This window comes from Mechercharimyces mesophilus, assembly GCF_059818345.1.
Genome location: NZ_JCBAPH010000001.1, coordinates 1174459 through 1198390, shown reverse-complemented (window position 1 = coordinate 1198390; position 23932 = coordinate 1174459). Strand labels below are relative to the sequence as shown.

The 23932-nt window shown below is 45.5% G+C and carries 20 protein-coding genes; all 20 read left to right on the top strand.

From position 1 onward, the window contains the following. Position 1 precedes the first annotated feature (1 nt). The 20 genes from AC6RGY_RS05980 to AC6RGY_RS05885 all read left to right on the top strand — a co-directional run bounded on the left by AC6RGY_RS05980 (position 2) and on the right by AC6RGY_RS05885 (position 23897). Positions 2-694 (top strand): OLD family protein, encoded by a 693-nt coding sequence (locus tag AC6RGY_RS05980; RefSeq protein WP_499860529.1) that lies wholly within the window; start codon positions 2-4, stop codon positions 692-694. 158 nt (positions 695-852) lie between these two features. Then, positions 853-2406, top strand: coding sequence for a ribonuclease Y (gene rny, locus AC6RGY_RS05975; protein WP_499860527.1), 1554 nt, complete (start codon positions 853-855; stop codon positions 2404-2406). A 51-nt stretch (positions 2407-2457) separates the two neighbouring features. Further along, positions 2458-3252: a TIGR00282 family metallophosphoesterase gene (locus AC6RGY_RS05970; RefSeq protein WP_499860524.1), complete on the top strand. Its 795-nt coding sequence runs from the start codon at positions 2458-2460 to the stop codon at positions 3250-3252. A gap of 329 nt (positions 3253-3581) precedes the next feature. Beyond that, the gene (locus tag AC6RGY_RS05965) at positions 3582-3842 is read left to right on the top strand and encodes a stage V sporulation protein S (protein ID WP_499860522.1); all 261 of its coding nucleotides are present in this window, start codon (positions 3582-3584) and stop codon (positions 3840-3842) included. Positions 3843-3958: 116 nt separating this feature from the next. Continuing rightward, positions 3959-4909, top strand: a complete 951-nt coding sequence (locus tag AC6RGY_RS05960; protein ID WP_499860518.1) for a dipeptidase — start codon at positions 3959-3961, stop codon at positions 4907-4909. Positions 4910-5090: 181 nt separating this feature from the next. Further along, positions 5091-6851: a 2-oxoacid:acceptor oxidoreductase subunit alpha gene (locus AC6RGY_RS05955; RefSeq protein ID WP_499860517.1), complete on the top strand. Its 1761-nt coding sequence runs from the start codon at positions 5091-5093 to the stop codon at positions 6849-6851. Beyond that, positions 6838-7704, top strand: coding sequence for a 2-oxoacid:ferredoxin oxidoreductase subunit beta (locus tag AC6RGY_RS05950; protein ID WP_499860515.1), 867 nt, complete (start codon positions 6838-6840; stop codon positions 7702-7704). The genes AC6RGY_RS05955 and AC6RGY_RS05950 overlap by 14 nt, the downstream gene beginning before the upstream one ends. A gap of 434 nt (positions 7705-8138) precedes the next feature. Continuing rightward, positions 8139-8876, top strand: coding sequence for an MBL fold metallo-hydrolase (locus AC6RGY_RS05945; RefSeq protein ID WP_499860511.1), 738 nt, complete (start codon positions 8139-8141; stop codon positions 8874-8876). A gap of 244 nt (positions 8877-9120) precedes the next feature. Further along, positions 9121-10266: a cation:proton antiporter gene (locus AC6RGY_RS05940; RefSeq protein WP_499860508.1), complete on the top strand. Its 1146-nt coding sequence runs from the start codon at positions 9121-9123 to the stop codon at positions 10264-10266. 345 nt (positions 10267-10611) lie between these two features. Beyond that, positions 10612-11397 (top strand): TerC family protein, encoded by a 786-nt coding sequence (locus AC6RGY_RS05935; protein WP_499860506.1) that lies wholly within the window; start codon positions 10612-10614, stop codon positions 11395-11397. Between the two features lie 231 nt (positions 11398-11628). Then, on the top strand, positions 11629-12669 hold the full coding sequence (tdh, locus tag AC6RGY_RS05930; RefSeq protein ID WP_499860504.1) for an L-threonine 3-dehydrogenase: 1041 nt from the start codon (positions 11629-11631) through the stop codon (positions 12667-12669). Between the two features lie 147 nt (positions 12670-12816). Beyond that, complete coding sequence (locus AC6RGY_RS05925; protein ID WP_499860501.1) at positions 12817-14010, top strand: glycine C-acetyltransferase; 1194 nt, start codon at positions 12817-12819, stop codon at positions 14008-14010. Positions 14011-14380: 370 nt separating this feature from the next. Further along, a complete protein-coding gene (locus AC6RGY_RS05920; RefSeq protein WP_499860500.1) occupies positions 14381-15397 on the top strand; it encodes an NAD-dependent epimerase/dehydratase family protein in 1017 nt (338 codons plus the stop codon). A 15-nt stretch (positions 15398-15412) separates the two neighbouring features. Continuing rightward, positions 15413-16219 (top strand): GNAT family N-acetyltransferase, encoded by an 807-nt coding sequence (locus AC6RGY_RS05915; RefSeq protein ID WP_499860498.1) that lies wholly within the window; start codon positions 15413-15415, stop codon positions 16217-16219. Positions 16220-17259: 1040 nt separating this feature from the next. Beyond that, positions 17260-18582 (top strand): hypothetical protein, encoded by a 1323-nt coding sequence (locus AC6RGY_RS05910; protein WP_499860496.1) that lies wholly within the window; start codon positions 17260-17262, stop codon positions 18580-18582. 676 nt (positions 18583-19258) lie between these two features. Next, positions 19259-19591, top strand: a complete 333-nt coding sequence (locus AC6RGY_RS05905; protein ID WP_499860492.1) for a DUF6944 family repetitive protein — start codon at positions 19259-19261, stop codon at positions 19589-19591. Positions 19592-19786: 195 nt separating this feature from the next. Continuing rightward, on the top strand, positions 19787-21262 hold the full coding sequence (miaB, locus tag AC6RGY_RS05900) for a tRNA (N6-isopentenyl adenosine(37)-C2)-methylthiotransferase MiaB (RefSeq protein ID WP_499860489.1): 1476 nt from the start codon (positions 19787-19789) through the stop codon (positions 21260-21262). Continuing rightward, positions 21255-21680, top strand: coding sequence for a YlbF/YmcA family competence regulator (locus AC6RGY_RS05895; RefSeq protein ID WP_499860487.1), 426 nt, complete (start codon positions 21255-21257; stop codon positions 21678-21680). The genes miaB and AC6RGY_RS05895 overlap by 8 nt, the downstream gene beginning before the upstream one ends. Positions 21681-21784: 104 nt before the next feature. Further along, entirely contained in the window at positions 21785-22366 is a 582-nt protein-coding gene (gene cotE / locus AC6RGY_RS05890; protein WP_499860484.1) for an outer spore coat protein CotE, read from the top strand. Positions 22367-22496: 130 nt separating this feature from the next. Then, positions 22497-23897: a putative amidoligase domain-containing protein gene (locus tag AC6RGY_RS05885; RefSeq protein ID WP_499860481.1), complete on the top strand. Its 1401-nt coding sequence runs from the start codon at positions 22497-22499 to the stop codon at positions 23895-23897. The last annotated feature ends 35 nt before the right edge of the window (positions 23898-23932 follow it).

Below are 23932 nucleotides of genomic sequence, written 5' to 3'. Positions count from 1 at the left end.
CATGGAACGTTCTCAATTGGAGACAGCCATCAAAGAAAAGCTGGCGTGCGCCAAACAAGAGTGGATGCGTCGTGATGCCAAGCGCGAAGCGTTAAATGGATTATTGACGGAAGTGGAAGAGAGTCTAGCGGAGAAACAGCGCCAATTGGATTTATTTGAGTCGGTGCGTATTCTCTTGCAAGAGTCCTCTAATTATGCGCGTCAGCAGGCGAAAGAACAGATTGAAACGCTGGTGACCAATGCTCTTCAATTTATCTTTGGTTCCGCGTTTCGCTTTGAAATTGAATTGTCCGAATATAGCGGAAAGCCGTGGGCGGAATTTTACGTTGTGACAGAATGGGAAGGGCAAGAGATCAAAAATAAGCCACAAGAGGCACGCGGTGGGGGCATCGTCGATATTACCTCACTCGCATTACGGATTGCGATGGTGGAAACCTTTGATCCGCGACCAGAGGGTCCGGTGATCCTGGATGAGCCAGGAAAACACGTGAGCAACGACTATGTAATGAATATGCTGGAGTTCCTAAAATCGACGGGTCATATGTTTGGACGACAGATGATCCTCGTGACGCACAACCCTCATTTGACGGAAGCGGCCGATCAAGTACTGCAAGTACAGATGAAGAGCGGGCGCACCCAAATAATTCCGTCCGCCTTTCTTGACAGCAACCATACGAAAATAATAAAATCATAGTGTATCTCTGTTTTTTTTATGCGCAAAAGTAACGATGAAATTTGAATAAAATCGGTTAAATTGTCAAGGTATGAACAAAAAACGTCTGAGAGTATGAGCAGACCGAGAGCGATCGGTCTTCTTTTATAGTTGGTGAAGGAAGGAGGGTACCTTGAAAAATGAATGGAGGAGTAGTAGATCTTATCTATATTCTGCTGCTCGTGATTGGACTTGCTGCAGGCATTGCTATTGGGTACTGGGTGCGAAAGCTATTAGCTGAGGCTCGTATTGGCAGTGCGGAGCAAGAAGCTGGACAAATCACCGAGAAAGCAAAACATGAAGCTGAGGCATTGAAGAAAGAAAAAGTATTGGAAGCGCGTGATGAAGCGCACTATTTGCGTCAAGAAGCCGAACATGAGATTCGTGAACAGCGAAATGAGTTGTTGCGCTTGGAGCGGCGTCTGATGCAAAAAGAAGAGGGATTGGATCAGAAGATCGAATCCGTCAGTGAGCAGGAGAAAGGATTCATTCTCCGTGAACGTGAATTAGCGGAGATGGAAGAACGAGCCGCCTCACTGGAGAAGGAACAAGCAAAAGAGCTTCAGCGGTTGTCGGGGCTTTCGACTGAGGAAGCACGTACGTTGATTCTCTCTCGTCTCGAAAATGAAATGAAACACGAGACAGCGCAGATGATCAAAGAGATGGAGCAACAAGCGAAAGAAGAGGCGGACAAAAAAGCGAGAAGCATTCTTTCTCTTGCCATCCAACGATGTGCGGCTGATCATGTAGCAGAGACGACCGTATCGGTTGTTAATTTGCCCAATGATGAAATGAAGGGCCGGATCATTGGTCGTGAGGGTAGAAACATTCGTACATTGGAAACCCTGACGGGCATTGATTTGATTATCGATGATACACCTGAGGCCGTTATTCTCTCCGGTTTTGATCCTGTGCGCCGGGAAGTGGCCCGCGTGGCATTGGAAAAATTGGTGGCGGATGGACGAATTCACCCTGCACGTATTGAAGAAATGGTGGAGAAGTCTCGCCGGGAAGTGGACGAGCGTATTCGTGAGTATGGAGAACAGGCTACATTCGAAACAGGCGTACATGGTTTGCATCCTGACTTGATCAAGATTATTGGTCGCTTAAAGTTCCGGACGAGCTATGGACAAAATGTACTGTTACATTCCATGGAAGTTGCCCATTTGACAGGGATGCTGGCAGCGGAACTGGGCGAAGATGTGATGTTAGCGAAGCGAGCGGGATTGCTCCATGATATCGGGAAGGCGATCGACCATGAAGTAGAAGGCTCTCATGTGGAGATCGGCATCGAGCTGGGTAAGAAGTACAATGAACACCCTGTTGTGATCAACGGGATTGCTTCACATCATGGTGATGTGGAAGCAACCAGTGTGATTTCCGTCTTGGTCGGAGCAGCGGATGCCTTATCGGCGGCGCGGCCAGGAGCGCGCAGAGAAACCTTAGAAGCTTATATTCGTCGCTTGGAGAAGCTAGAAGAGATTTCTGAGTCGTTTGCGGGAGTGGAAAAATCGTTTGCCATTCAAGCAGGCAGAGAAGTACGTATCATCGTGCGACCAGAAGAGATTGGCGACGATGAAGCCGTTCGCTTATCGCGGGATGTAAAAAATGAGATTGAAAAACAGCTGGATTATCCAGGTCATATCAAAGTCACCGTTGTGCGTGAAACACGGGCGATTGAATATGCAAAATAGAAGCGGCTTTTTTAGCCGCTTCCTTTTTTAAGTAGGTTGGAGGAAAAGTGGATGGATGTATTGATGTTTGGCGATATTGTGGGGGACCCAGGAAGAAAGGCGATACAACAATTTCTCCCCCAGTTAAAACGAACGTATCAGCCAGATGTGATTTTGGCAAATGGGGAGAATGCCGCTCACGGGAAAGGAATCACCAAACCGATTGTACAAGAACTATTACAGGCGGGGATTCATGGAATCACAATGGGGAATCACACATGGGACCGCTATGAGATTTTTGACTTTATTGATGCGGAGCCGCGTATGGTTCGTCCAGCCAATTACCCAGAAGGAACCCCCGGTCAAGGGATCATGAAACTGAGTGTAGGGGGAGCACACCTACAGGTAGTCAATTTAATGGGAAGAACCTTTCTTTCCCAGCTGGATTGTCCATTTCGGACGGCAGATCAGTTATTAAAACGATTGGACCCTAAAATCCCAATTTTGGTGGACTTTCATGCGGAGACCACTTCGGAAAAAATGGCGATGGGTTGGCATCTTGCTGGTCGTGTCGCCGCTGTGGTGGGGACACACACCCATGTGCAAACAGCGGACGAGCGTTTGCTCCTCGATCAGACGGCTTATTTAACGGATATAGGGATGACGGGACCGTATGATAGCATTCTGGGAATGGATCGTGAATTGATCCAGAAAAAATTTATGACGCATCTCCCGATTCGAATGGAAGTGGCCGCAGGACGGGTTCAGGTTAATGCGGTTTTGTTAAAGCTCGATCGTACAGGCCAACGTGCTACGCGCATCAAGCGTATTCGTATTGATGAAGATCAGCCCATGATGGAAGGTTGAGCCTCCTCTTCCCCGTACCGAGTATGTAGAGAAGAGGACGTCATTTTCTGGGGGTGCCAAATCATCTGACCCCCTCCTCTTTTTTTAGATTATGAAATCTAAATTATCCGTAAATAAATAGCTCCTGTTTCCACTTTTCCAACCTTTGTGATGGATAGCAGGAATTATTGAAGGAATAGCGAATATAGTTTACTAAGGCGTTTTATGATCATTCATTCTTTCCGATCACTTTTGCGCTAAACAAGAGGCAATGTTCCATCATTTATCCTACTGGTATGGAACCCGTTGTCATTTACTATCATACTTCATCCATCGAGGAGGTACTAAACATGGAAGTATTAAAAGTTTCAGCAAAGTCTAGTCCGAACTCCGTTGCTGGTGCACTAGCCGGCGTATTGCGTGAACGTGGTCAAGCGGAAATGCAAGCGATCGGTGCAGGTGCACTCAATCAAGCAGTGAAAGCAATCGCAATTGCGAGAGGGTTTGTGGCTCCTAGTGGAATTGATCTGATCGCCATCCCTGCATTTACGGACATTATTATCGATGGAGAAGAGCGTACTGCTATTAAATTAATTGTAGAACCACGGTAAATATAAGGTGATCCAATAAAAAATGGACGAACAAAGGGCACAGTGAGGCAGTAATGCCAAGCGAGTGCCTTATATTTTTGGAGTGAAAAGGTGCGAGAAGGAGGAGGAAAAAGGTGATGTGGTGCGATGGTCACTGCGATGTGTTGAGCAAAATGTGGCGAGCAGGCGGAAAGCTTTCTTTCTATGAGGATTCTCACAGTCAGCTCGATGTTTCTTGGCGACGAGCACAAAAGGCGTCTCTTCGCTTTCAGGTTTTTGCCATCTATATACCAGAATCCGTCCATTCTAGTGCGAAGTGGGAAGTTGCACTGGAGCAGGTGGATCTTTTTTATGAACAAGTGATAGCGGATGGAGCACATGTGCAAGCGGTGCGGACGGCTTCCGATTTAGATGAAGTGGTGTCGAGCCCGCGCATGGGCCGCATGGGTGGGCTACTCTCGTTGGAAGGAGCGGATGCCTTGCAAGGGGAGCTCCATCGTTTACGTCTCCTGTATCGCTTAGGAGTGAGACAAGTAGGACTAACCTGGAATTACGCCAATGAAGTAGCTGATGGGATCTTAGAAGAACGGAATGGCGGACTGAGTACTTTTGGACAGCAATTGGTCAAAGAAATGGAACGACTCCAGATGGTACTGGACGTTTCTCACTTGTCTGTGCGAGGGTTTTGGGATGTGTTGGAATCAGCTGAGATACCGGTGATTGCCTCTCACTCCAATTGCCGAACCATCTGTCCACATGTACGCAACTTGCATGATGAACAGATCGAAGCATTGATTCAAGCGGATGGGCTTATCGGGCTGACGTTCGTCCCTCATTTTGTTCATTCGACTGAGCTAGCAACCATCGATCACCTTTTACACCATGTTGAACATGTATGTAGTCTGGGTGGCGAAAACCATCTCGCCTTTGGTTCGGATTTTGATGGGTATCCGCTGTTGGTCGAGGGGTTAGAGCATGCGGGCAAATTGGGAGCACTGACGGAAAAATTGTTGCGCTATTATCCGGAAACCCTTGTAAACAGATGGATGAGTCAAAACTGGCAGGAGATCTATCGTCGAGTCCTGTAAAATGGTAGACGCTCGCACCTTTTTCATATTTGTGCTATCATTTGAGTTAAGCGAAGGATGGAAAAGTTAAGAATAAAGAGGAAGTAAAGGGGGCGATGGTCGGTCTTTTTCAGCCGTTACGCGTAGCCAGACTGAGATGTAAGATAGAATGAGAAAGGGATTTTAATAAGGAGATGAGTTGATGATCCAGCAACTGTCATGGAAAGTGGGGGGCCAACAGGGAGAAGGAATTGATAGCACGGGCGAAATCTTTTGTCTTGCGCTAAACCGTATGGGGTATCATCTATACGGCTATCGCCATTTCTCTTCCCGCATCAAGGGGGGACACTCCAACACCAAGATACGCATTAGTACGCGTCCCATGCGCGCCATCTCGGATAAACTGGATATTTTGGTTGCTTTCGATCAGGAGACGATCGATGTGAATGCCCCAGAGTTGCGCGCAGGTGGAGTAATTTTAGCGGATGAAAAATGGAAGCCAGCTCTCCCAGATGGAATTAAAGCCGATCTGATTCCCATCCCCTTTACGGAGATTGCGAAAGAGATTGGTATGGCACAGATGAAAAATATGGTGGCTGTCGGAGCTTCCAGTCGATTACTTGGCTTGGCTACCGAAGCCTTTCAAGAAGTGATAGAGGCCAAGTTTTTACGCAAAGGCGAAGAGATAGTGGAGCGCAATATGGAGGCGATCGCTCGAGGTGCTGATGCGATTAGTAAACATTTAGAAGGAAATAAGCCCAAATACGAATTGTCTCCAGGTGACGGCAAGAAACGCCTTTATATGATAGGAAATGATGCGATTGCACTTGGGGCATTAGCAGCAGGTGCAAGATTAATGGCGGCTTATCCGATTACCCCGTCTTCTGAAATTATGGAGTATTTGATTAAAAAACTACCGCAATTTGGCGGAACGGTTGTACAAACAGAAGACGAAATCGCTGCAATTTCCATGGTCATTGGTTCCAACTACGGAGGCGTGCGCGCTTTAACCGCGTCTGCTGGGCCCGGTTTGTCGCTGATGACCGAAGCGATTGGATTATCGGGGATGACGGAGACGCCAGCAGTTATTGTTGATACACAGCGGGGAGGTCCGAGTACGGGTCTGCCGACGAAGCAGGAACAGAGTGACTTGAATGCGATGATCTACGGGACTCATGGTGAGATTCCTAAAATTGTGATTGCTCCGAGTACGGTGGAAGAATGTTTTTATGATACGATTCAAGCTTTTAATCTGGCGGATCAATATCAATGCCCAGTTATCATTCTCTCCGACTTGGCCTTGTCTCTAGGAAAACAAACGGTCGATCCACTGGATTATAAACGGATTCAAATCGATCGAGGTAAAATGATCACCGATGAGCAGGATTTAAGTGAGCTTCCCCCATCTGAACTTTTCCCTCGCTATCAGGAAACGGATGATGGCGTGTCGCCACGGGTTATTCCTGGCGTGAAAAATGGCCTTTTTCATGTAACAGGAGTAGAGCATAATGAAGTGGGTCGCCCCTCGGAAAGCCCCACCAACCGTGCCAAGATGATGGAGAAGCGTCTGCGTAAGTTAGCGGATGGAATCTCCTTTAAAGAACCGGTGATGGTAAATGCGAAATCGGACAAGGCAGATGTGTTGATCGTGGGGATTTGCTCGACGCGAGGCACCATCGAGGAAGCAAAGGACCGGTTAGAGAAGGATGGTCTAGAAGTGAATCATATTCACATTCGGCAGTTGCTTCCCTTCCCTACCGATGAAGTGAAAAAGCAAATCGGTCGAGCCAAGAAAGTGCTCGTGGTAGAGAACAATGCAACAGGACAGCTCACATCGTTGATCACGCAATATTGCGGTTCGGGAGAGAAGATGATCCACTTTGGCAAATACGACGGAAATCCCTTCCTTCCATCAGAAATCTATAACCAGTGCAAGGAGTTGATGGTTCATGGCCACGTTTAAGGATTTCCGCAATAAAGTGAAGCCCAATTGGTGTCCTGGCTGTGGGGACTTCTCGGTGCTGGCAGCGTTGCAACGGGCACTCGCGAGTACAGGCAAAGAGCCGGAAGAGGTGGCGTTGGTTTCCGGGATTGGTTGTTCGGGACGCATCTCCGGTTATACTCACTCTTATGGGTTTCATGGCATCCACGGTCGCTCCCTACCTATTGCACAAGGATTAAAGCTGGCCAATCGTGATCTGACGGTTATTGCCGCTGGGGGAGATGGAGATGGCTTTGCCATCGGATTGAGTCATACCATTCACGCCATTCGGCGCAATATCAACATGACCTATATCGTGATGGATAACCAAGTATATGGGTTGACCAAGGGGCAGACGTCTCCACGTAGTGCGGTCGGATTTAAGACGAAGAGTTCCCCACAAGGAGCGATCGAAGCGGCCCTTAATCCGATGGAGATGGCACTATCTGCAGGTGCCACTTTTCTCGCACAAGGTTTCTCCAGCGATCTGAAACAGATGACCCGCGTGATTGAAGAAGGCATCCGTCATGAAGGCTTCTCCCTTATCAATGTCTTTAGCCCCTGTGTAACCTATAATAAAGTGAATACGTATGAATGGTTTAAGCAGAATTTGACCAATTTAGATGAAGAAGAAGGTTACGATTCTTCCAACCGTCTCGCAGCGATGCAAAAGTTGATGGAGAATGAAGGTTGGGTAACCGGTATTATTTATCAGAATAAAGAACAACCACCCTACGAGCAGTTGGTACGCGGGTATAGTGAAGATCCGCTCGCTCATCAGGACTTACGGATGGAGAAAGCAAAGTTTGAGGAATTGATGATGGAGTTTACATGAGTCTCACATGAGTTTCGTATCGAAGACTCTCTAACAATCACATACCAGTGACTACTCAGTGAGGCGAGTGGTTGCTGGTATGTTTTTATTGGCAGAGGTTACGCGTTGTCCATCCTTGGTTGCAAGGTGCGTACTTGGAGCTTGAGGATATATTCAAATCAAGATGATAGAGGCATTGATGAAGCGATCACAAGGTGTGGGTGCTCCTTTGAGGAAGAAAGTTTCTAAGAAAGCTAGGGAGCGATTAAATCTAAATGGTCATACTGAAATGAAAGGGATCATCATCAGTGAAAAACTGGCTAGACCAAACAAAAGCGTGGTTATCGCCTGTAAACCTTCTATAGCAAGTGCGATTTGTAGACTGTTTAGACTTAATACATACTTCTTTGGTCGCCTTTTGATAAACTCTATATTAAAGAAACGGAGTGATTACGATGAAATGGACCGTACTCGGCTATCAATCTCCTTATCCTGGTGCAGGCGGGGCCACGCCAGGATATTTATTAGAAACGAATAACCAACGCATCTTAATCGATTGTGGAAGTGGGGTGTTAGCGCAACTGGCTCACTACATTTCTCCTTATGACATCGATGCGGTCATCTTATCACACTTGCACCACGACCATATCGCTGACTTCTTCCCTCTGCAATACGCGATTCAAACAGCACGTCGCTTAGGGAAACGCCAGGAGCCTTTGCCCGTGTATGCTCCGGAGAAACCACATAAATGGGGAAAGCTCCTGCCATACCACGATGCGATCCAGTTGACAACCATTCAACAACATACAAGCATCTCCTTAGCGGATGTAGAAGTGACCTTCTTTCTGACGGACCATCCCATTCCTTGTTATGCGATGAGAATAACGGATGGGAAGAAAACGATTCTTTACGGAGCAGATGCCGGTCCCAAGACGATTTGGTCTGCGATGGATCGTGCTCCTGATCTCTTTATCTGTGAGGCCACCTTTTTACATAAAGACCTTCCGCAAACCCCGATTGGTCACTTATCCGCCCACCAGGCGGCTTTGGCGGCTCAGACTGTACAAGCGAAGCAGTTGTTATTAACGCATCTCTATCCAGAGTTATCAAGAGATGCTTACGAGCGGGAGGCACAAGCATCTTATCAAGGAGAATTATTGGTGGCAGACATCGGATTGACAGTAGAGGTTTAATGAATAAAAGAAAACCTTGAAACCAACCATTCACCAAACGTTCATTTATTTTTGGATTGGATGCGAATGGGGCGGGGAATAGTTAAAAGGGATAATAGGCCACAAGATAAAAAGGAAATGGGAACGGAAACAAGATGAGGTGTAATCACGCCTCACTGACAAGATAGACAAGAATCATGATTGTCCTCGTCGTGACGGGATTACGATCGGTCAAAATAGGGAGAAGACTGGGGGAATAGAAAACGTGCTGATCATTCAATTGGCAGCGATCTTATTTGCATCTAAGGTAGCAGGAGACATTAGTGTGAGGTTGGGCCAACCGTCTGTCCTCGGGAAACTGTTAATTGGAATAGTTTTGGGGCCGACTGTATTAGGGATTGTGACGGACACAGAAATATTAAGTGAAATTAGTCAAATCGGGGTCATTCTGCTGATGTTCATTGCGGGACTGGAAACGGACTTAGATAAATTAAAAAGTACGCGGAAAGCATCTAGCTATGTGGGACTGCTAGGAATCATTGTTCCTCTGTCGGCTGGTTATCTCGCAGGAATATGGATGGGTTTGCCCCTGATTGAAGCGATCTTCTTAGGGCTTCTGCTCTCAGCAACCAGTATTAGTATCTCAGTCCAGGCTTTAAAAGAGATGAATCGGTTGAAGACAAGAGAGGGGACAACCGTATTAGGCGCAGCCGTGATTGACGATATCTTGGTCATAGTCTCGTTAGCGTTTTTGATGAGTTTCGCTGGTGGAGATGTACATTTGGGCGAGGTCATTTTGAAGAAAGTCCTCTTCTTTACTGTAGCTATTGCGATGGCCTGGAAGGTGATTCCTTGGGTCCTGAAAATGTTTGCCCCGCTTAAAGTAACAGAAGCAGTGGTCTCGGCTGGCCTGATCATTTGTTTTGTATACGCGTTTTTGGCTGAATATGCGGGGGTAGCTGCCATAATCGGGGCCTACATCGCGGGAGTGGGGATCAGCCTAACCAATTACAAGCACGAGGTCTTCGAAAAGGTGGAAACCATTAGTTATTCTATCTTTGTGCCTGTCTTTTTCACATCGATTGGTGTGGCGGTCGAATTTATTGGTATTGGCGATCAAATTGGCTTGATTGTGATCCTTAGCATCCTCGCCATTCTAACAAAATTGATCGGATCAGCAGTAGGGGCGAGGTTGGCCGGTTTTCATTGGCGAAGTGCACTGGGCATCGGCTCTGGGATGGTATCACGTGGGGAAGTAGCGTTAATCATTGCGGCGATTGGATTGGAAGCGGCATTATTAAGTGAAGAGCTTTTTGCTGTCCTTGTTGTGGTAGTGCTTGTGACAACGATCGCCACACCTCCATTGATGAAAGCCTTTTTTACAGAGAAAGAGCCAGATATCACGCAATAAGAAATGAAGCATGAAGGATAGCTACGTGCACTTACTCCACACTAGATTATGTAAAAGTAGGCTCACCATCAGTACACCGACCTCTTGTTGAAATGATGGCTAAGTCAATGGGTGGAGGTAGGATCGAAAGTGCCGCAGATAATAGGTTTCAAGTGTGAGACATGTGGGAAAGTAGTTACTGAAAAAGTCAAAGGGGAGTAACTTCTACAATAAAGTCGTCAATACAGAGCTCGAACGGCTCTCGGCTTTATTGGCAACTGTACCGGTTGCTAGTGAGACCTTTGCCTCAGGGGCAAGGGTTTTTTCTTGCCTCGAAATCATAAATCTCTTGAGGGAGTGGATGAGATGGATTTCGCGGTGTTAATGGAGTATGGCTGGATTTTGTTGGTGTTGATCGTGCTCGAAGGGATTTTAGCCGCTGACAATGCGTTGGTGATCGCGATCATGGTGAAACACCTACCCGATAAAAAGCGGAAGAAAGCTTTGTTTTACGGCTTAGCCGGCGCTTTCGTCTTTCGATTTTTGTCTTTGTTTGCTATATCCTATCTCATTCATGTATGGCAACTACAAGCAATCGGTGCTTTCTACCTCATCTGCATCTCACTTAGCCATGTCGTGAGAAAGTGGCTGAGCGAAAGAAGAGAAAGCAAAAAAGTAGAGACTCCTCCGTCTTCTCAATCGGGATTCTGGATGACAGTAATAAAAGTAGAGTTGACAGATATTGTGTTTGCGGTTGATTCCATCTTAGCTGCAGTAGCCCTTGCTGTAAGTTTGCCGCAAACGCCTTTGCCCCCTATTGGTGGAATTGATGGCGGTCAATTCTTGATCGTCCTCATAGGGGGAGTGATTGGACTAATTTTAATGCGCTTTGCAGCAACCTTTTTTAGTGGTCTGTTAGAAAGTAGGCCTGGATTAGAAACCGTCGCTTTTCTCATTGTAGGGTGGGTAGGGGTGAAGTTGGCTGTATATACGCTTTCTCATCCTTCTCTTGCCATTTTCCCGGAGTCCTTTCCTAGCTCGCTCGGATGGAAAGCTCTTTTCTGGGGTGTCCTCTTAACGATTTCCGTCGGTGGCTGGTTCTTATCTGGAAGAAACAAACAGGAAGGAGAAGGAACCAATCCGTCAACCTGAGAGAAGAGGTAAGGGGAGAGGAAGTCGATTGACATGAACCATTCTTGTTGATGCTGGTTTTCTCTCTTTCTCCGCAAGTGGACGGGAATGCGGCCTCTTTCATGCTGTATTTGATTGTCTCTTTCAAATGGACACTTTCTTCGTCGGTGGTTTGGCTCAAAAATCATCAGCATGTTATAATTCAGGTGAGCAAATTGTACTTGATTCGTTATTGGGGAGGAAGTGTCCGTCGTGAGTGGAAAAATGAAAGCGCTTGTAAAACATCATGCGGGAAAAGGAGCCGAGTTGCGGGAGGTACCGATTCCATCCATCGGTGCGCATGAGGTGTTGATTCGTGTGAAAGCAACAAGCATTTGTGGCACAGATGTTCATATATATGACTGGGACGATTGGGCCAAAAGTCGGGTAAAGCCCCCCTATATTTTTGGCCATGAATTCTCTGGTGAGGTTGTGGAAGTTGGACCAGAGGTGACACGTGTCCAAGTAGGGGATCATGTTTCGACAGAAACACATATTGTCTGTGGAAAATGCCCGCCTTGTCGGAAAGGCGAGGCGCATGTTTGCTTAAATACAGAGATTATTGGTGTGGATCGTACGGGCTGTTTTGCAGAGTACATGGCGATGCCGGAAGATAATCTGTGGGTGAATAGCAAGTCCCTACCACATGAACACGCGTCCATTATGGAACCGATGGGCAATGCGGTACACACAGCTTTATCTGGCCCCATTGCCGGCAAAGATGTTGCCGTCGTCGGATGTGGCCCGATTGGACTCATCTCGATTCTCGTGGCACAGGCGACAGGTGCGCGGCGTGTTTATGCCCTCGATATTAATCCGTATCGCTTGGAGCTGGCTCGTTCTCTTGGTGCAGATGCTGTTATTCATTCAGGCGAAGTGGACCCTGTGCAAACCATTTTTGATCAAACGAGTGGTCAAGGAGTGGAAGTAGTGCTGGAGATGTCGGGCCATCCACTCGCCATTCAACAAAGCTTTTCGATGGTCACACCGGGTGGACGTGTCTCGATGCTCGGCTTACCCACGCGCAATGTGGAGCTAGACATCGCGCGCGATGTTGTCTTTAAAGGGCTAACCATCCATGGGATTGTTGGACGACGCATGTATGAAACATGGGAGCAGACGGCGGGATTGTTAGAATCGGGCAAGGTAAATGTTGAGCCTCTGATTACACACCGTCTTCCTTTGGAGGAGTTTGAGAAAGGGTTCGATCTAATGCTACGTGGTCAGTCAGGCAAAGTGGTATTATACCCGTAAGGGATAAAAGAAGGAATGGAGCTTGCCTTGTTCCATCTTTTTTAAGAGAGGGCCAGCTACAGTGAGTAGGTGTCTTTGCTTATCGATGAATTCAACCGCGATGAAGTGCCTACTCATTCTTGTAAGGATACAAAGGAGGAGAAAAGCATGAGCCGTGACTTAGTACAAGATTTTGCTTATCTGGCACAAGAACTGGATGAGCTAAAGCAGGAAGGAATCTTTCGCCCACTGACTGAATTGGAGTCAGAGCAGGGGGCAACCGTAACCATCCGTGGAAAGAAAGTGATCCAGCTTTCTTCGAATAACTACCTTGGTTTGACTACCCACCCTCGTTTAAAAGATGCGGCCATCAAAGCTGTAGAAGGATATGGTGCAGGAACGGGTTCGGTGCGTACGATTGCGGGAACTTTCTCGATGCACGAACGTTTGGAGGAGAAATTGGCGCGGTTTAAGCACACCGAAGCAGCCTTGGTATTCCAATCTGGATTTACCGCCAATGTGGGTGTATTGGCTACGATTCTTGGTAAAGAAGATGTGGTTATTAGCGATGAGCTGAACCATGCTAGTATCATTGATGGTATTCGCTTGACGAAGGCGGGACGTCAAATTTATAAGCATGCAGATATGGCGGACCTGGAGCGGGCATTGAAAGCATCGCAGGATGCACGTACTCGCTTAGTTGTGACCGATGGTGTCTTCAGTATGGATGGAGATATTGCACCGCTGGATCAGATCGTGGAGCTGGCAGAGAAGTATGATGCGATTGTCATGGTGGACGATGCGCATGCGAGTGGCGTGCTAGGTAAGAATGGGCGCGGTACCGTTGACCATTTCGGCTTACACGGACGTGTACATATTCAAGTAGGAACGCTCTCTAAAGCGATTGGCGTGCTAGGTGGCTACGTCGCTTGTCCCAATGTGATGCGTGACTACATGATTCAGCGTGCTCGTCCCTTCCTCTTTAGCACTTCGCACCCACCAGCTGTTACCGCAGCCAATGATGCGGCGATTGATGTGCTAGAACAGGAACCGGAATTGATTGATACCCTTTGGTCAAATACGCGCTTCTTTAAAAAAGGGCTGGAAGAGTTGGGCTTTGACACTGGGAAAAGTGATACCCCTATCACTCCGGTAATCGTAGGTGAGGGCTCCTTGGCATCTCGTTTTTCAGATGAGCTATTTGAAGCCGGTGTCTATGCCCAAGCCATTGTCTTCCCAACAGTAGCCAAAGATGCGGCGCGAGTGCGTACGATCGTCACCGCGGAGCATACAGAAGAGGAACTGAAGCAAGCCCTACTGATTTTTGAGGAAGTAGGGAAGAAACTCGGGATCATCTCCTAGGTGAGTGGTTCGGTTTGTTTGGAAAACCCCTTACGGCTGAAGTCGTAAGGGGTTTTTTGGTTTGCGGAGGGGATTCAACCTTTTGTGTAGAAGCATAAGACCTGACAACAATGCTTTCTAAAAGATCTAGCCAGTGACTCTCTCATCGAAATGGAGACAAGAAAAAGAATTGACCGTCTATTTTTCTTCTGTGGTAGAGATGGAAAAGGAGGGAATGAAGGAACACTGTTCTCTATGTAGAAAGGATATTAGTTGAGGAGATGCGATCAACAAAGAAGTAGATAAGATCTCTCTTCACTCTGTTTGGAGTGCAGTTGATGAGAGATGAGTAGAAGCACTTCTCGTTACTATCTGGAGGAGGCGAGTAGCTATGAAGATTTTAATAATCGGCGGGACCTCTTTTGTCGGTCGTTCCCTTACAAATGTAGCTATAGAGCGAGGTCATGAGGTAACCCTGTTTCACCGTGGTAAGACCAACCCTAATCTATTTACAAATGTGGAATCGATCCTTGGGGATCGTCTGATGGATTTACACTTCCTAAAGGAAAGGAAATGGGATGTTGTTATTGACACGTGTGGTTTTCATCCCAGGTGGGTGAAGGAGAGCGCCCGTGCTTTGGCTGATCAAGTAGAATCCTACCTCTTTATTTCCTCGATTTCGGTTTATCAAAAAAAAGATCAATTACATATGGATGAAAACGCGCCACTCGCAAAAGTAGAGCAAGAGGTTGTAGACCAAATTGAGGAGAACGCAATGAGTCCTCATTATGGTGCGTTGAAAGTGTTGTGTGAACAGGAGGTCCGTAAACATTACCCGGAAAATTCCCTCATCGTACGTCCGGGCTTAATCGTCGGTGCGCATGACTACACAGATCGCTTCACTTACTGGGTAGAGAGGATTGCACGCGGAGGAGAAGTGTTGGTACCAGAAGGACCTGAAGTACCAACTCAGTTAATCGATGTACGTGACTTAGCTGAATGGACGATCCGCTCGATGGAAGTAAAACAGACGGGAATCTATCATGCTACCGCTGAACAGGTAAGCGTGGGAGAAGTATTCAACGTCATAAAGGAAGTAACTCAAAGCGATGCCACCTTTACTTGGGTGGAGCCTGATTTTCTTTACGATGATGAAGTTCGTCCATGGGTGGATTTGCCTCTTTGGATTCCAACTAGAGGGAAATGGGTAGAGGAAAATGGACCGTCGCGTGGAATGATTAGCGTCGATACAGAAAAAATACGGGAGGCAGGATTGACGATTCGCCCTCTCCAAGAAACCGTCGAAAACATATTCACGTGGCTACAAAGCATAGAAAAGAAAGAGTGGAAAGCCGGTTTATCAGCAGATAGAGAAAAAGAATTGTTGGAGAAATGGCATCAGCGGTAGGAGGATGAGAGTTTTATGCACACTCCCTCAATGACGAAAGAATTAGCTATGCGTATAGAAAGATCAGAAAGGGAGGCTGTTTTATCACGCTTGCAGGCCATTTCCCGACGTGATGGGAATCCAATGGGAGTAGAGATTGTACAAAAAGGTGAGGCGATGTTGTTCACCATCAAAGGCATTCCTGGCCCAAGTTTTAACAAGGTACTGGGTTTATCATCGAGTGAGATAGACCAGATGGATGATATCCTTCACTTTTATCGTGAGCGAGAAATTCCTTGCCGCTTCAAACTGATTCCGGGTCATTCGTCACCAGAACTGTTTCGTACTCTTGTGGGCAAAGGTTTGGTACAACAAGATTTTCATACAGTACTATACGGAAGTCCACAAGAGAGAGAGGTAAGAGAAGCTACGGGGGTTTCCATTCGCCGGCTGGAGAGGAATGAGTTCCGCCTGTTTGCTCAGATTTATATACGTGGCTTTGGAATGCCAGATTTTCTGGTTGAGCCCCTCACAGAAAATAACGAAGTTTTATATGATCAAACCGGTTGGACGTTTTATGTAGCCAGTGTGGATGATCAACCGGCAGCTGTTGGTGTGCTCTATATAGAAAATGGGATCGGGAATTTGGCGGTGGCTGCCACTCTGCCAGAATATCGAAAAAGGGGTTGTCATCAGGCGCTTACGATCGCACGCATAGAAGATGCAGCTGAAGCTGGATGTGATTTGATCGTGGGGCAAGCTGCTTTTGGAAGTGGAAGTCAGCGCAACATGCAACGCTGTGGTATGCAAATAGCGTACACAAAGGCGATCTGGGCGGAGTAGAGTGAGGGAAGTAAGTGATGATATCTGATTAGCTATATGCAGCACATAGGTTACGGTGACAGGCTTCCAATGGTTTATTGGGAGCCTGTTTCTGGTTCATCGTGCTAGATTGCAAAATTGCACTAACAAATATCCAATAACAAATAAATAGACGAATCATCCGTTATATGATCTCTATCACACTTTATAAACTAGTGGCATATATTATATTGAAATCAATTTCTGAGTTTTAAATATAATGGGTGAGGGTGATGTACATGGTTTGTAGAAACTTTAGTGAATTAGAGTGTGGGGATGCTATAGGTGTATGTTGGCTAAATCCATTATGTAACCCAATGGCGACAAATGGGAGATTAATACGAGAAAATACATCATTCATAAGGATTAAACATCTAGAGAGGAATGGAGCAATAACTTTTAGTAATATTCCATGGGTTAAGATAAGATCCGTGAAAAAATTGGATTCCATAGACAATAGGAACTCAATTGAATGTAAGACGGTACCTAGAGAGGGACAAGTTATAGGCGTGAACCTTCCTAGAAGTTCTAGTCCAGAGGGCATTGAGAATATCAACGGCGTGGCAACAGCTGTCACAGGGAATACTTTTAGAATATTACGGTTTAGTAAAGAATGCGAACTTGCTGTTTCGGATCCAATTAACATTAGTGATGTCCTTACAATATCATTGATAAGAGTCGACTGTAGAAATATAGTATTAGATGATTAAGAAACAGTAAGTGATAGTTTTTGAAAATGCATTTAAAAAATTGAACACTGATCCTTCGTTGACCCCTATGAAGAGACCATTTTTATTTGCCAATCAGGGTGAAAGCTCTTCCTCTTCATCGATGGAAGAGACCTTCATCCAGGAACGTGCTAACGGTGTTCTATTGAAGCTAACGAACTGTTTGTTAGCTAACCAATCCTACATTGAATTATTTTAAAAAAATATCTATTAAATATAATCTACCTATTGAAACAAGATAGAATTAGTATATAATAAGCTTTAACGGAAGGTTTTTCTAAGGGGGAGTGAAGAATGAAAGGGTTACATACAAAAGAAATTGGAGAAATTCTTCGTAGAATCCGCAAAGAAAAAGGACTTCGCTTAGAAGATGTGGCAGATGAAAACATCTCGCCCGCGACCGTGAGTAATATTGAGCGAGGCGTTCCACACGTATTACCTGGAAAGGTTCAGTATTTGATGGAGCGATTGGAGACGAATGAAGCGGATGTTAAGCGGTTGAAGGCGGGTGTGGGGGAAGAATTGCAACAAATGGAGTTGGAGCTATTAGCGGTCGAGTCCCTATGTGATGTTGGGGACGTTGAAAGTGCAGAAGAAAAACTCAAAAAATACGAAGATTTAAGTACCGAACATCCTCTAGTGGCTATTGTCCATTACTTAAAAGGAAAGTGCTATATTTCGCGTAGTAATTGGGTGAAAGCGAAGAGAGAGCTTTCCAATGCTATTCGATTAGCTAAAAACTGTCCCGAAGAGAATATGGAAGCTTGTGCTTACTGTTTTCTAGGTGTGGTTTCATTCTTTACAAATCAATTAGAACAAGCCATTGTTGATACGGATAAAGGATTAAATGCTTTCGTAGAAGAGGGGAAAAGAGATCAAGTATTCGATGTTCTTATCGTGAATAAGATAGCCTACCTTGAGAAGCTCAATCGCATTGGGGAGGCATTTGCCTTAATCAATGAGATATGGAATCGGAAAGAAGAAATTAAAAAGCCCGGTATTTTGCTACATCTGTATCAACTCAAAGTGAGCTTACTTAGAAAAACTGATCACTATGGTGAGGCGATTGAGATTGGTACAGAGGGTATTGAACGTGCTCGCCTTACTAGTGAATATAATCGGATGCATGAAATATGGGATGCATTAGGAAGTGTGTATCTTCGAATGAATGATTTAGATAATGCAGAAATCAGTCTTGGATTTGCTTCTAACTTAGGAAAGAAGGTTTCGAAGAAGCAATATTACATTACGACACTCACAAAATTAGGGATACTATTTATGAAAAAGGAGAAGTGGCAATGTGCTGAAGAACAACTGAGTAAGGCTATTTCATTGGGAAAAGAACTAGATGCAGGGGTATATCTAGTCGATGCTTTTGCTGTGATGGGGGACTTAAAGAAGAGCTTAAAGGAGAACAATGAAGCGATTGTATTTTATCAGCAAGCCCTAGAGCTTGCTGATCGGTATGGATTAATAAAGAAAAAGCATGCGATTCTTATTAGATTGGGTCAATCCTATAGAGATATTGATCGAAAGGAATTTGTCGATCATGTGTTGAATACGTTTGAGGTACAGCTAGAGTTGAAGGAGGATGCTTTGTTAGATGAAATTATTTAAATCAATAATAATCTCAACCGTTGTTATCATAGGCCTCTTCTCAGTTAGTACTTCGAATCTAAATGAAGTTTCTGCTGAAAGTGGGCAAGAAAGGGCTTTGCCAGATGGTCCGTAGCTATTTGATGAGGATAAGAAATACCTCGTAAATGTTAATTTTCTTGAAGTAGAGAGTTGAAGGAGGATGGGCTAGTTCATGAAATCATTTAAGTTATTTTTAGGATTTTAACGAGACGAAAGTGTTAGCAGCAACAAATGCCCAACAAGTAGATCCAGGAGGTCCGTAAGTTACTTCCTGTTCCACTTGATCAAATGGGTCTGATGTATCAGCATTTACCTCTCTAAACCGAGCTTATGATGCCTAGACAGAATTAAATTGGGGATTTAGTGATCCCAGCCCTCCATGAAAAAGAAAAACCACCAAACCGACCCCTGGGATTTGTCCCGCAGAGGTCGGTTTTTCATTAAATTTTAAAACAGAGGGGTCAGACTGATTTTCTCAATGGTCGATGAGCCTAAATTTGGGGTTTCTCCTCTCTTCTCTAGTCGAGAAGGGTAAAGGACTATTTTCTATGTACTTGATCATTTTTGTGGGTAGCGGTATTCGTATCTCTTTCCGGTCAGCGTAGTTGTGAGTATACTATCAAATAATCCATAGATAAAAGGAGATCGACTGACATTGACCCACATACAGTCCGAGGTGGATCGATTATTATACAAAATCAATTATCTGATTACTCAGAGTGTATGGCTGCAAGCTCTGGGAACAAATATACAAGCGATTGGTCAAACCAAAACGTTATCACCGCAAGCAAAAGGTCGAGTAGTAGGAAATCAACTAGTGAATCTGGGGAACTCCATTCAGTCGAGTGCCAACGCAATCCAAGCCCTCTTAGTGAAAGAACAAGCCAAGCTGACCCAAGACCCTGAGGGTGCTGATCTAAATGCATTGGGCTCATGGTTGCAATCCGTTGGCAATGCACTTCAAGTCCTATCCACCATAGATAATTAAGGATTAGCGTCAGTTTATCAGGAAACCTCAACCGACCCCCGGGATTCGTCCCGCAGAGGTCGGTTTTTTCATTGAAGAATCCGCTTAACTTCGGTATAATTACATGATGACCTACTCTATCCTTTTTAGGATAGTTAGCGGTATAAAGCGAACGATGGTATAAAAACTCATCTAAGTAGAGGGGTTGACTAAGCGATGAGTCAGAAAATCAAAGATGTTGCTCATTACTTTGTCCAGCCGGATTTGAAAGCGGCAAAAAAGCGGGGCAAAGAAGAGATACAAGTGTTAGATTTTGACCAAATTCCAGAAGATATGCGCGACGTAGGTGTCGGCAAAAAATATATGATCAGAACGTATGGATGCCAGATGAATGTCCACGATAGCGAAAACATCGCTGGGATGCTGGAGCAGATGGGGTATGAAGAGACCGCAGAACGAAAAGAAGCGGATATCATTCTCTTTAATACGTGCGCGATCCGAGAAAATGCGGAGGATAAGGTTTTTGGCGAGATTGGTCGCTTAAAAACATTGAAGACGGAAAATCCGGACCTTATTTTAGGGGTCTGTGGCTGTATGTCGCAGGAAGAAGCAGTGGTTCAGCGTATTTTGCAAAAACATCAGCACGTAGACCTCATCTTTGGTACGCACAACATTCACCGTGTTCCTCACTTATTACGAAATGCGTTGCTCAGTAAAGAGATGGTAGTAGAGGTGTGGTCCAAAGAGGGCGATATCGTTGAGAAGATGCCGAAAGCACGCCAAGATGGACTGAAGGCATGGGTCAACATCATGTATGGTTGCGACAAGTTTTGTACCTACTGTATTGTTCCCTATACCCGCGGGAAAGAGCGGAGTCGTCTTCCAGAAGACGTATTAGATGAAATTCGTGAATTGGCCCGCCAGGGGTACCAAGAAGTTACTTTACTCGGGCAAAACGTAAATGCTTATGGGAAAGACTTTACGGATCGTACTTACCTCTTTGGCGATCTGATGGATGAGGTACGCAAGATTGGCATTCCTCGTGTGCGTTTTACCACCAGTCATCCACGTGACTTTGATGATCATCTGATCGAAGTGCTAGCCACAGGAGGAAATCTGGTGGAACACATCCACCTTCCGGCGCAATCCGGGAATAGCCAAATCTTAAAGATGATGGCCCGTAAGTATACACGCGAGAAGTACTTGGAGCTGGTAGGAAAGATTAAAAAAGCGATTCCAGGTGCGGTGCTAACCACGGATATCATTGTTGGTTTCCCAGGAGAGACGGATGAGCAGTTTGAAGATACCCTTTCTCTGATGCGGGAAGTAGAGTACGATGCAGCCTTTACCTTTATTTACTCTCCGCGAGAAGGTACACCCGCAGCCAAGATGAAAGATGATATCTCGATGGAAGTAAAAAAGGAACGTCTGCAACGGTTGAATCGCCTGCAAGAAGAGATTAGTTTGAAAAAGAACCAACAGCTACAAGATCAAGTGGTGGAAGTGTTGGTTGAAGGTGAGAGTAAGAAAAATGCCGAGGTGCTATCCGGTCGCACCCGTAGCAATAAGATGGTCAATTTCGTTGGACCCAAGCATCTGATTGGGAAAATGACAATGGTGAAAATAACCAAACCGAAAACTTGGACCCTAGACGGGGAATGGGTCGGGGAGGCGGAAGCGCTTTATGGTTGAAACCAAAGTGAATCCCACACACACCGTACTGCAATTAGCTAATCGTTTTGGTCAGGAACTGGCTCATGTTGATGAAGTGGCGATGTTTCGCCGGGCGGAAGCGCAAGTAGATCGAAGTGTGCGTGTACAGGAATTGATTGAAGAAATTAAGCGCAAGCAAAAAGAACTGGTGCATGCCAAGCATTATCAGAAGACCGCTTATATTCATCAGGTGGAGAAAGAGCTTGATCGGCTACAGGGACAGTTGGACAATCTACCGATTGTAAAAGAATACCAACAATCGCAGGTAGCTGTAAATGATTTACTGCAAACTATCCAACAATCGCTCGCAGCGGCTGTCATGGATGAAATCGACGTAGAAACAGGAAACGTACCGCCTTCAGGCTGTGGAAATGGTGGCCCCTGTGCTTGTTCATAAAAATTTTTTTCTTGTCCCACGGATTTTCCGTGGGTTTTTTGCACCCTGGACTTCTGTCCCGCATACATATGTTATTGAACGATTGCTTCGAGGAGGGAATTTAGATGTCTGCTAGAAATAATGGAATGCAATATCGGCATATTGTCACGAAAGCGGTTTGTGGAAAGGGTCGCAAGTTTGCCAATGCAACACATACCATCCATCCCCCGGAAGGGATCTCCAGCGTGTTGGGGGCATGGATCATTAATCATTCCTATGATGCCATGAGACGTGATGACACAGTGGAAGTAACTGGTAGCTACGATGTCAATGTATGGTACTCGTACGAAAAGAATACGAAGACGGATGTTATGAAGGAAACCGTCCACTATGTTGAGCAGATTCCACTTTCAGATTACGACCGCAACATGAGGGACCGTAATGTCGAAGTAAGTGCTGTTGCCGTGCAACCTCCTAACTGTGTGGAAGCCACCATCTCTGGTACAGGAAACAGTATCCTGGTGCGGGTGGAACGCGAATTCTCCGTTGAAATGTTAGGGGAAAGACGAGTTTGTATCGCTGTCTATCCCGCTGCCTACGATGAGTTGGATGACAAGGAATTCGACTTGGGTCCTCAAGGATCAGCAGGACAGGAATTTGAAGAATTGGATCCCGACGATTTGGTGATTGATGATCTAGACAACTAAGGCATAAAATCAGGGGCTTAAGGGGAGGCGCTGGCCTCCTTTTTCTTTTTTTACTAACATTTTTGTCTCCTCTAACATATCCTAGCAACAAGTTGGATGGGAACCTTTTGGTTTAGAAAGGGGAAAAGCCATGGTTTCCCTATCAGATACACACACCGAAGTGAGCAACCAGACGATTCGTCAGAATTTAGTAACTACAGATCGGAAATTGGTTCCATCTGTAAAGGTTAAAAGCAATCTGAATTACATTCCTTCGACGTTGTCGTTAAATCGTGAAGAAATGATGCAGATGTATCAGACGCGTGAGCAGAGGTGCTTTTCTTATGCGATGCACGGTATTGCTTTTGCTGAAGAAGAAGAGAGTCCACTCACGCAGTATGTGATTGCCGTTTTTCAAACGGACGCGCTCTTAATTTATAAATCAAAAGAGCAAACGGTCTGGTTATCTGGGAAGCGCACGTTGAAACCCACCTTTCAACGAATTCCTGTCAACATGAAGGAGCGAGAAAGCCGACGCGTATCTTCGTTAGCTATTCGAGCGATGTATGCACTTGGATTGGATTATGGGATTGTCAAAGTGGGACTCTTTGAGCGCAAACGTTTAAAAGTGATCGATGTGATTATTAATCCACGGGTGAATGAAGAGATGGAAATTGCTTTTTCGCAGGCAGTAGGACAATACATTCGTCGTTTGCCCGACATGGTCTCTCGACTTGACAGGGTGATGCTAGGAGCAGATCCAGAGTTTGTCATGAGAAATGAGGAGGAAGGGGAAATTCTACTTGCCTCCGATTATTTTCCACGACATGGAAAAGTGGGTTGTGATGCGATTTGGCAAGGGGAGGACCGCAGTAAAAAGCCATTGGTAGAACTACGGCCCACACCCAGTACCGATCCAGAAACATTGGTTTTACGGATGTATCAGGGTTTGTTGTATGCCAATCATCACGCACCGGATGGCGATATTGTTTGGCTGGCTGGCGGACTTCCTATTCCTAATTTTCCATTGGGAGGACACATTCATTTTAGTGGGATTGACTTGAACTCTGCACTATTACGTGCGTTTGATAATTATTTGGCGTTTCCGTTGATACTTGTAGAGGACCCGAGGGGGGCGTTTCGGCGTCCTAAGTACGGTTTCTTAGGTGACTTTCGTCGACAACCACATGGGGGATTCGAGTATCGGACACTCCCTAGCTGGCTGATATCCCCGACGATTACAAACGGATTGATTGCACTGGCACAATTGGTCGCCAGTTCATACCCTTATTTGGATTACGAACCTCTTATGTCTGTGGAAAACCAACAAGCCTATTATGAAGGAAACAAGAGTGTCATCCGTAGTCTTGTCTATGATTTGTGGATAGACTTACAAAAATTAGATGACTATCATAAGTGTGGCGTTGTGATTGACCGTTACTTCGAGACCTTATGTTCCGGACATACCTGGGATGAGACCAAGGATATTCGGATTGCCTGGAACATTTCCACGCAAAGCCTAATAAACTTGTCTGATAGAAAAGAAACATGATAGAATAACCAGGATAAAAGAAAAATATGTTCGGA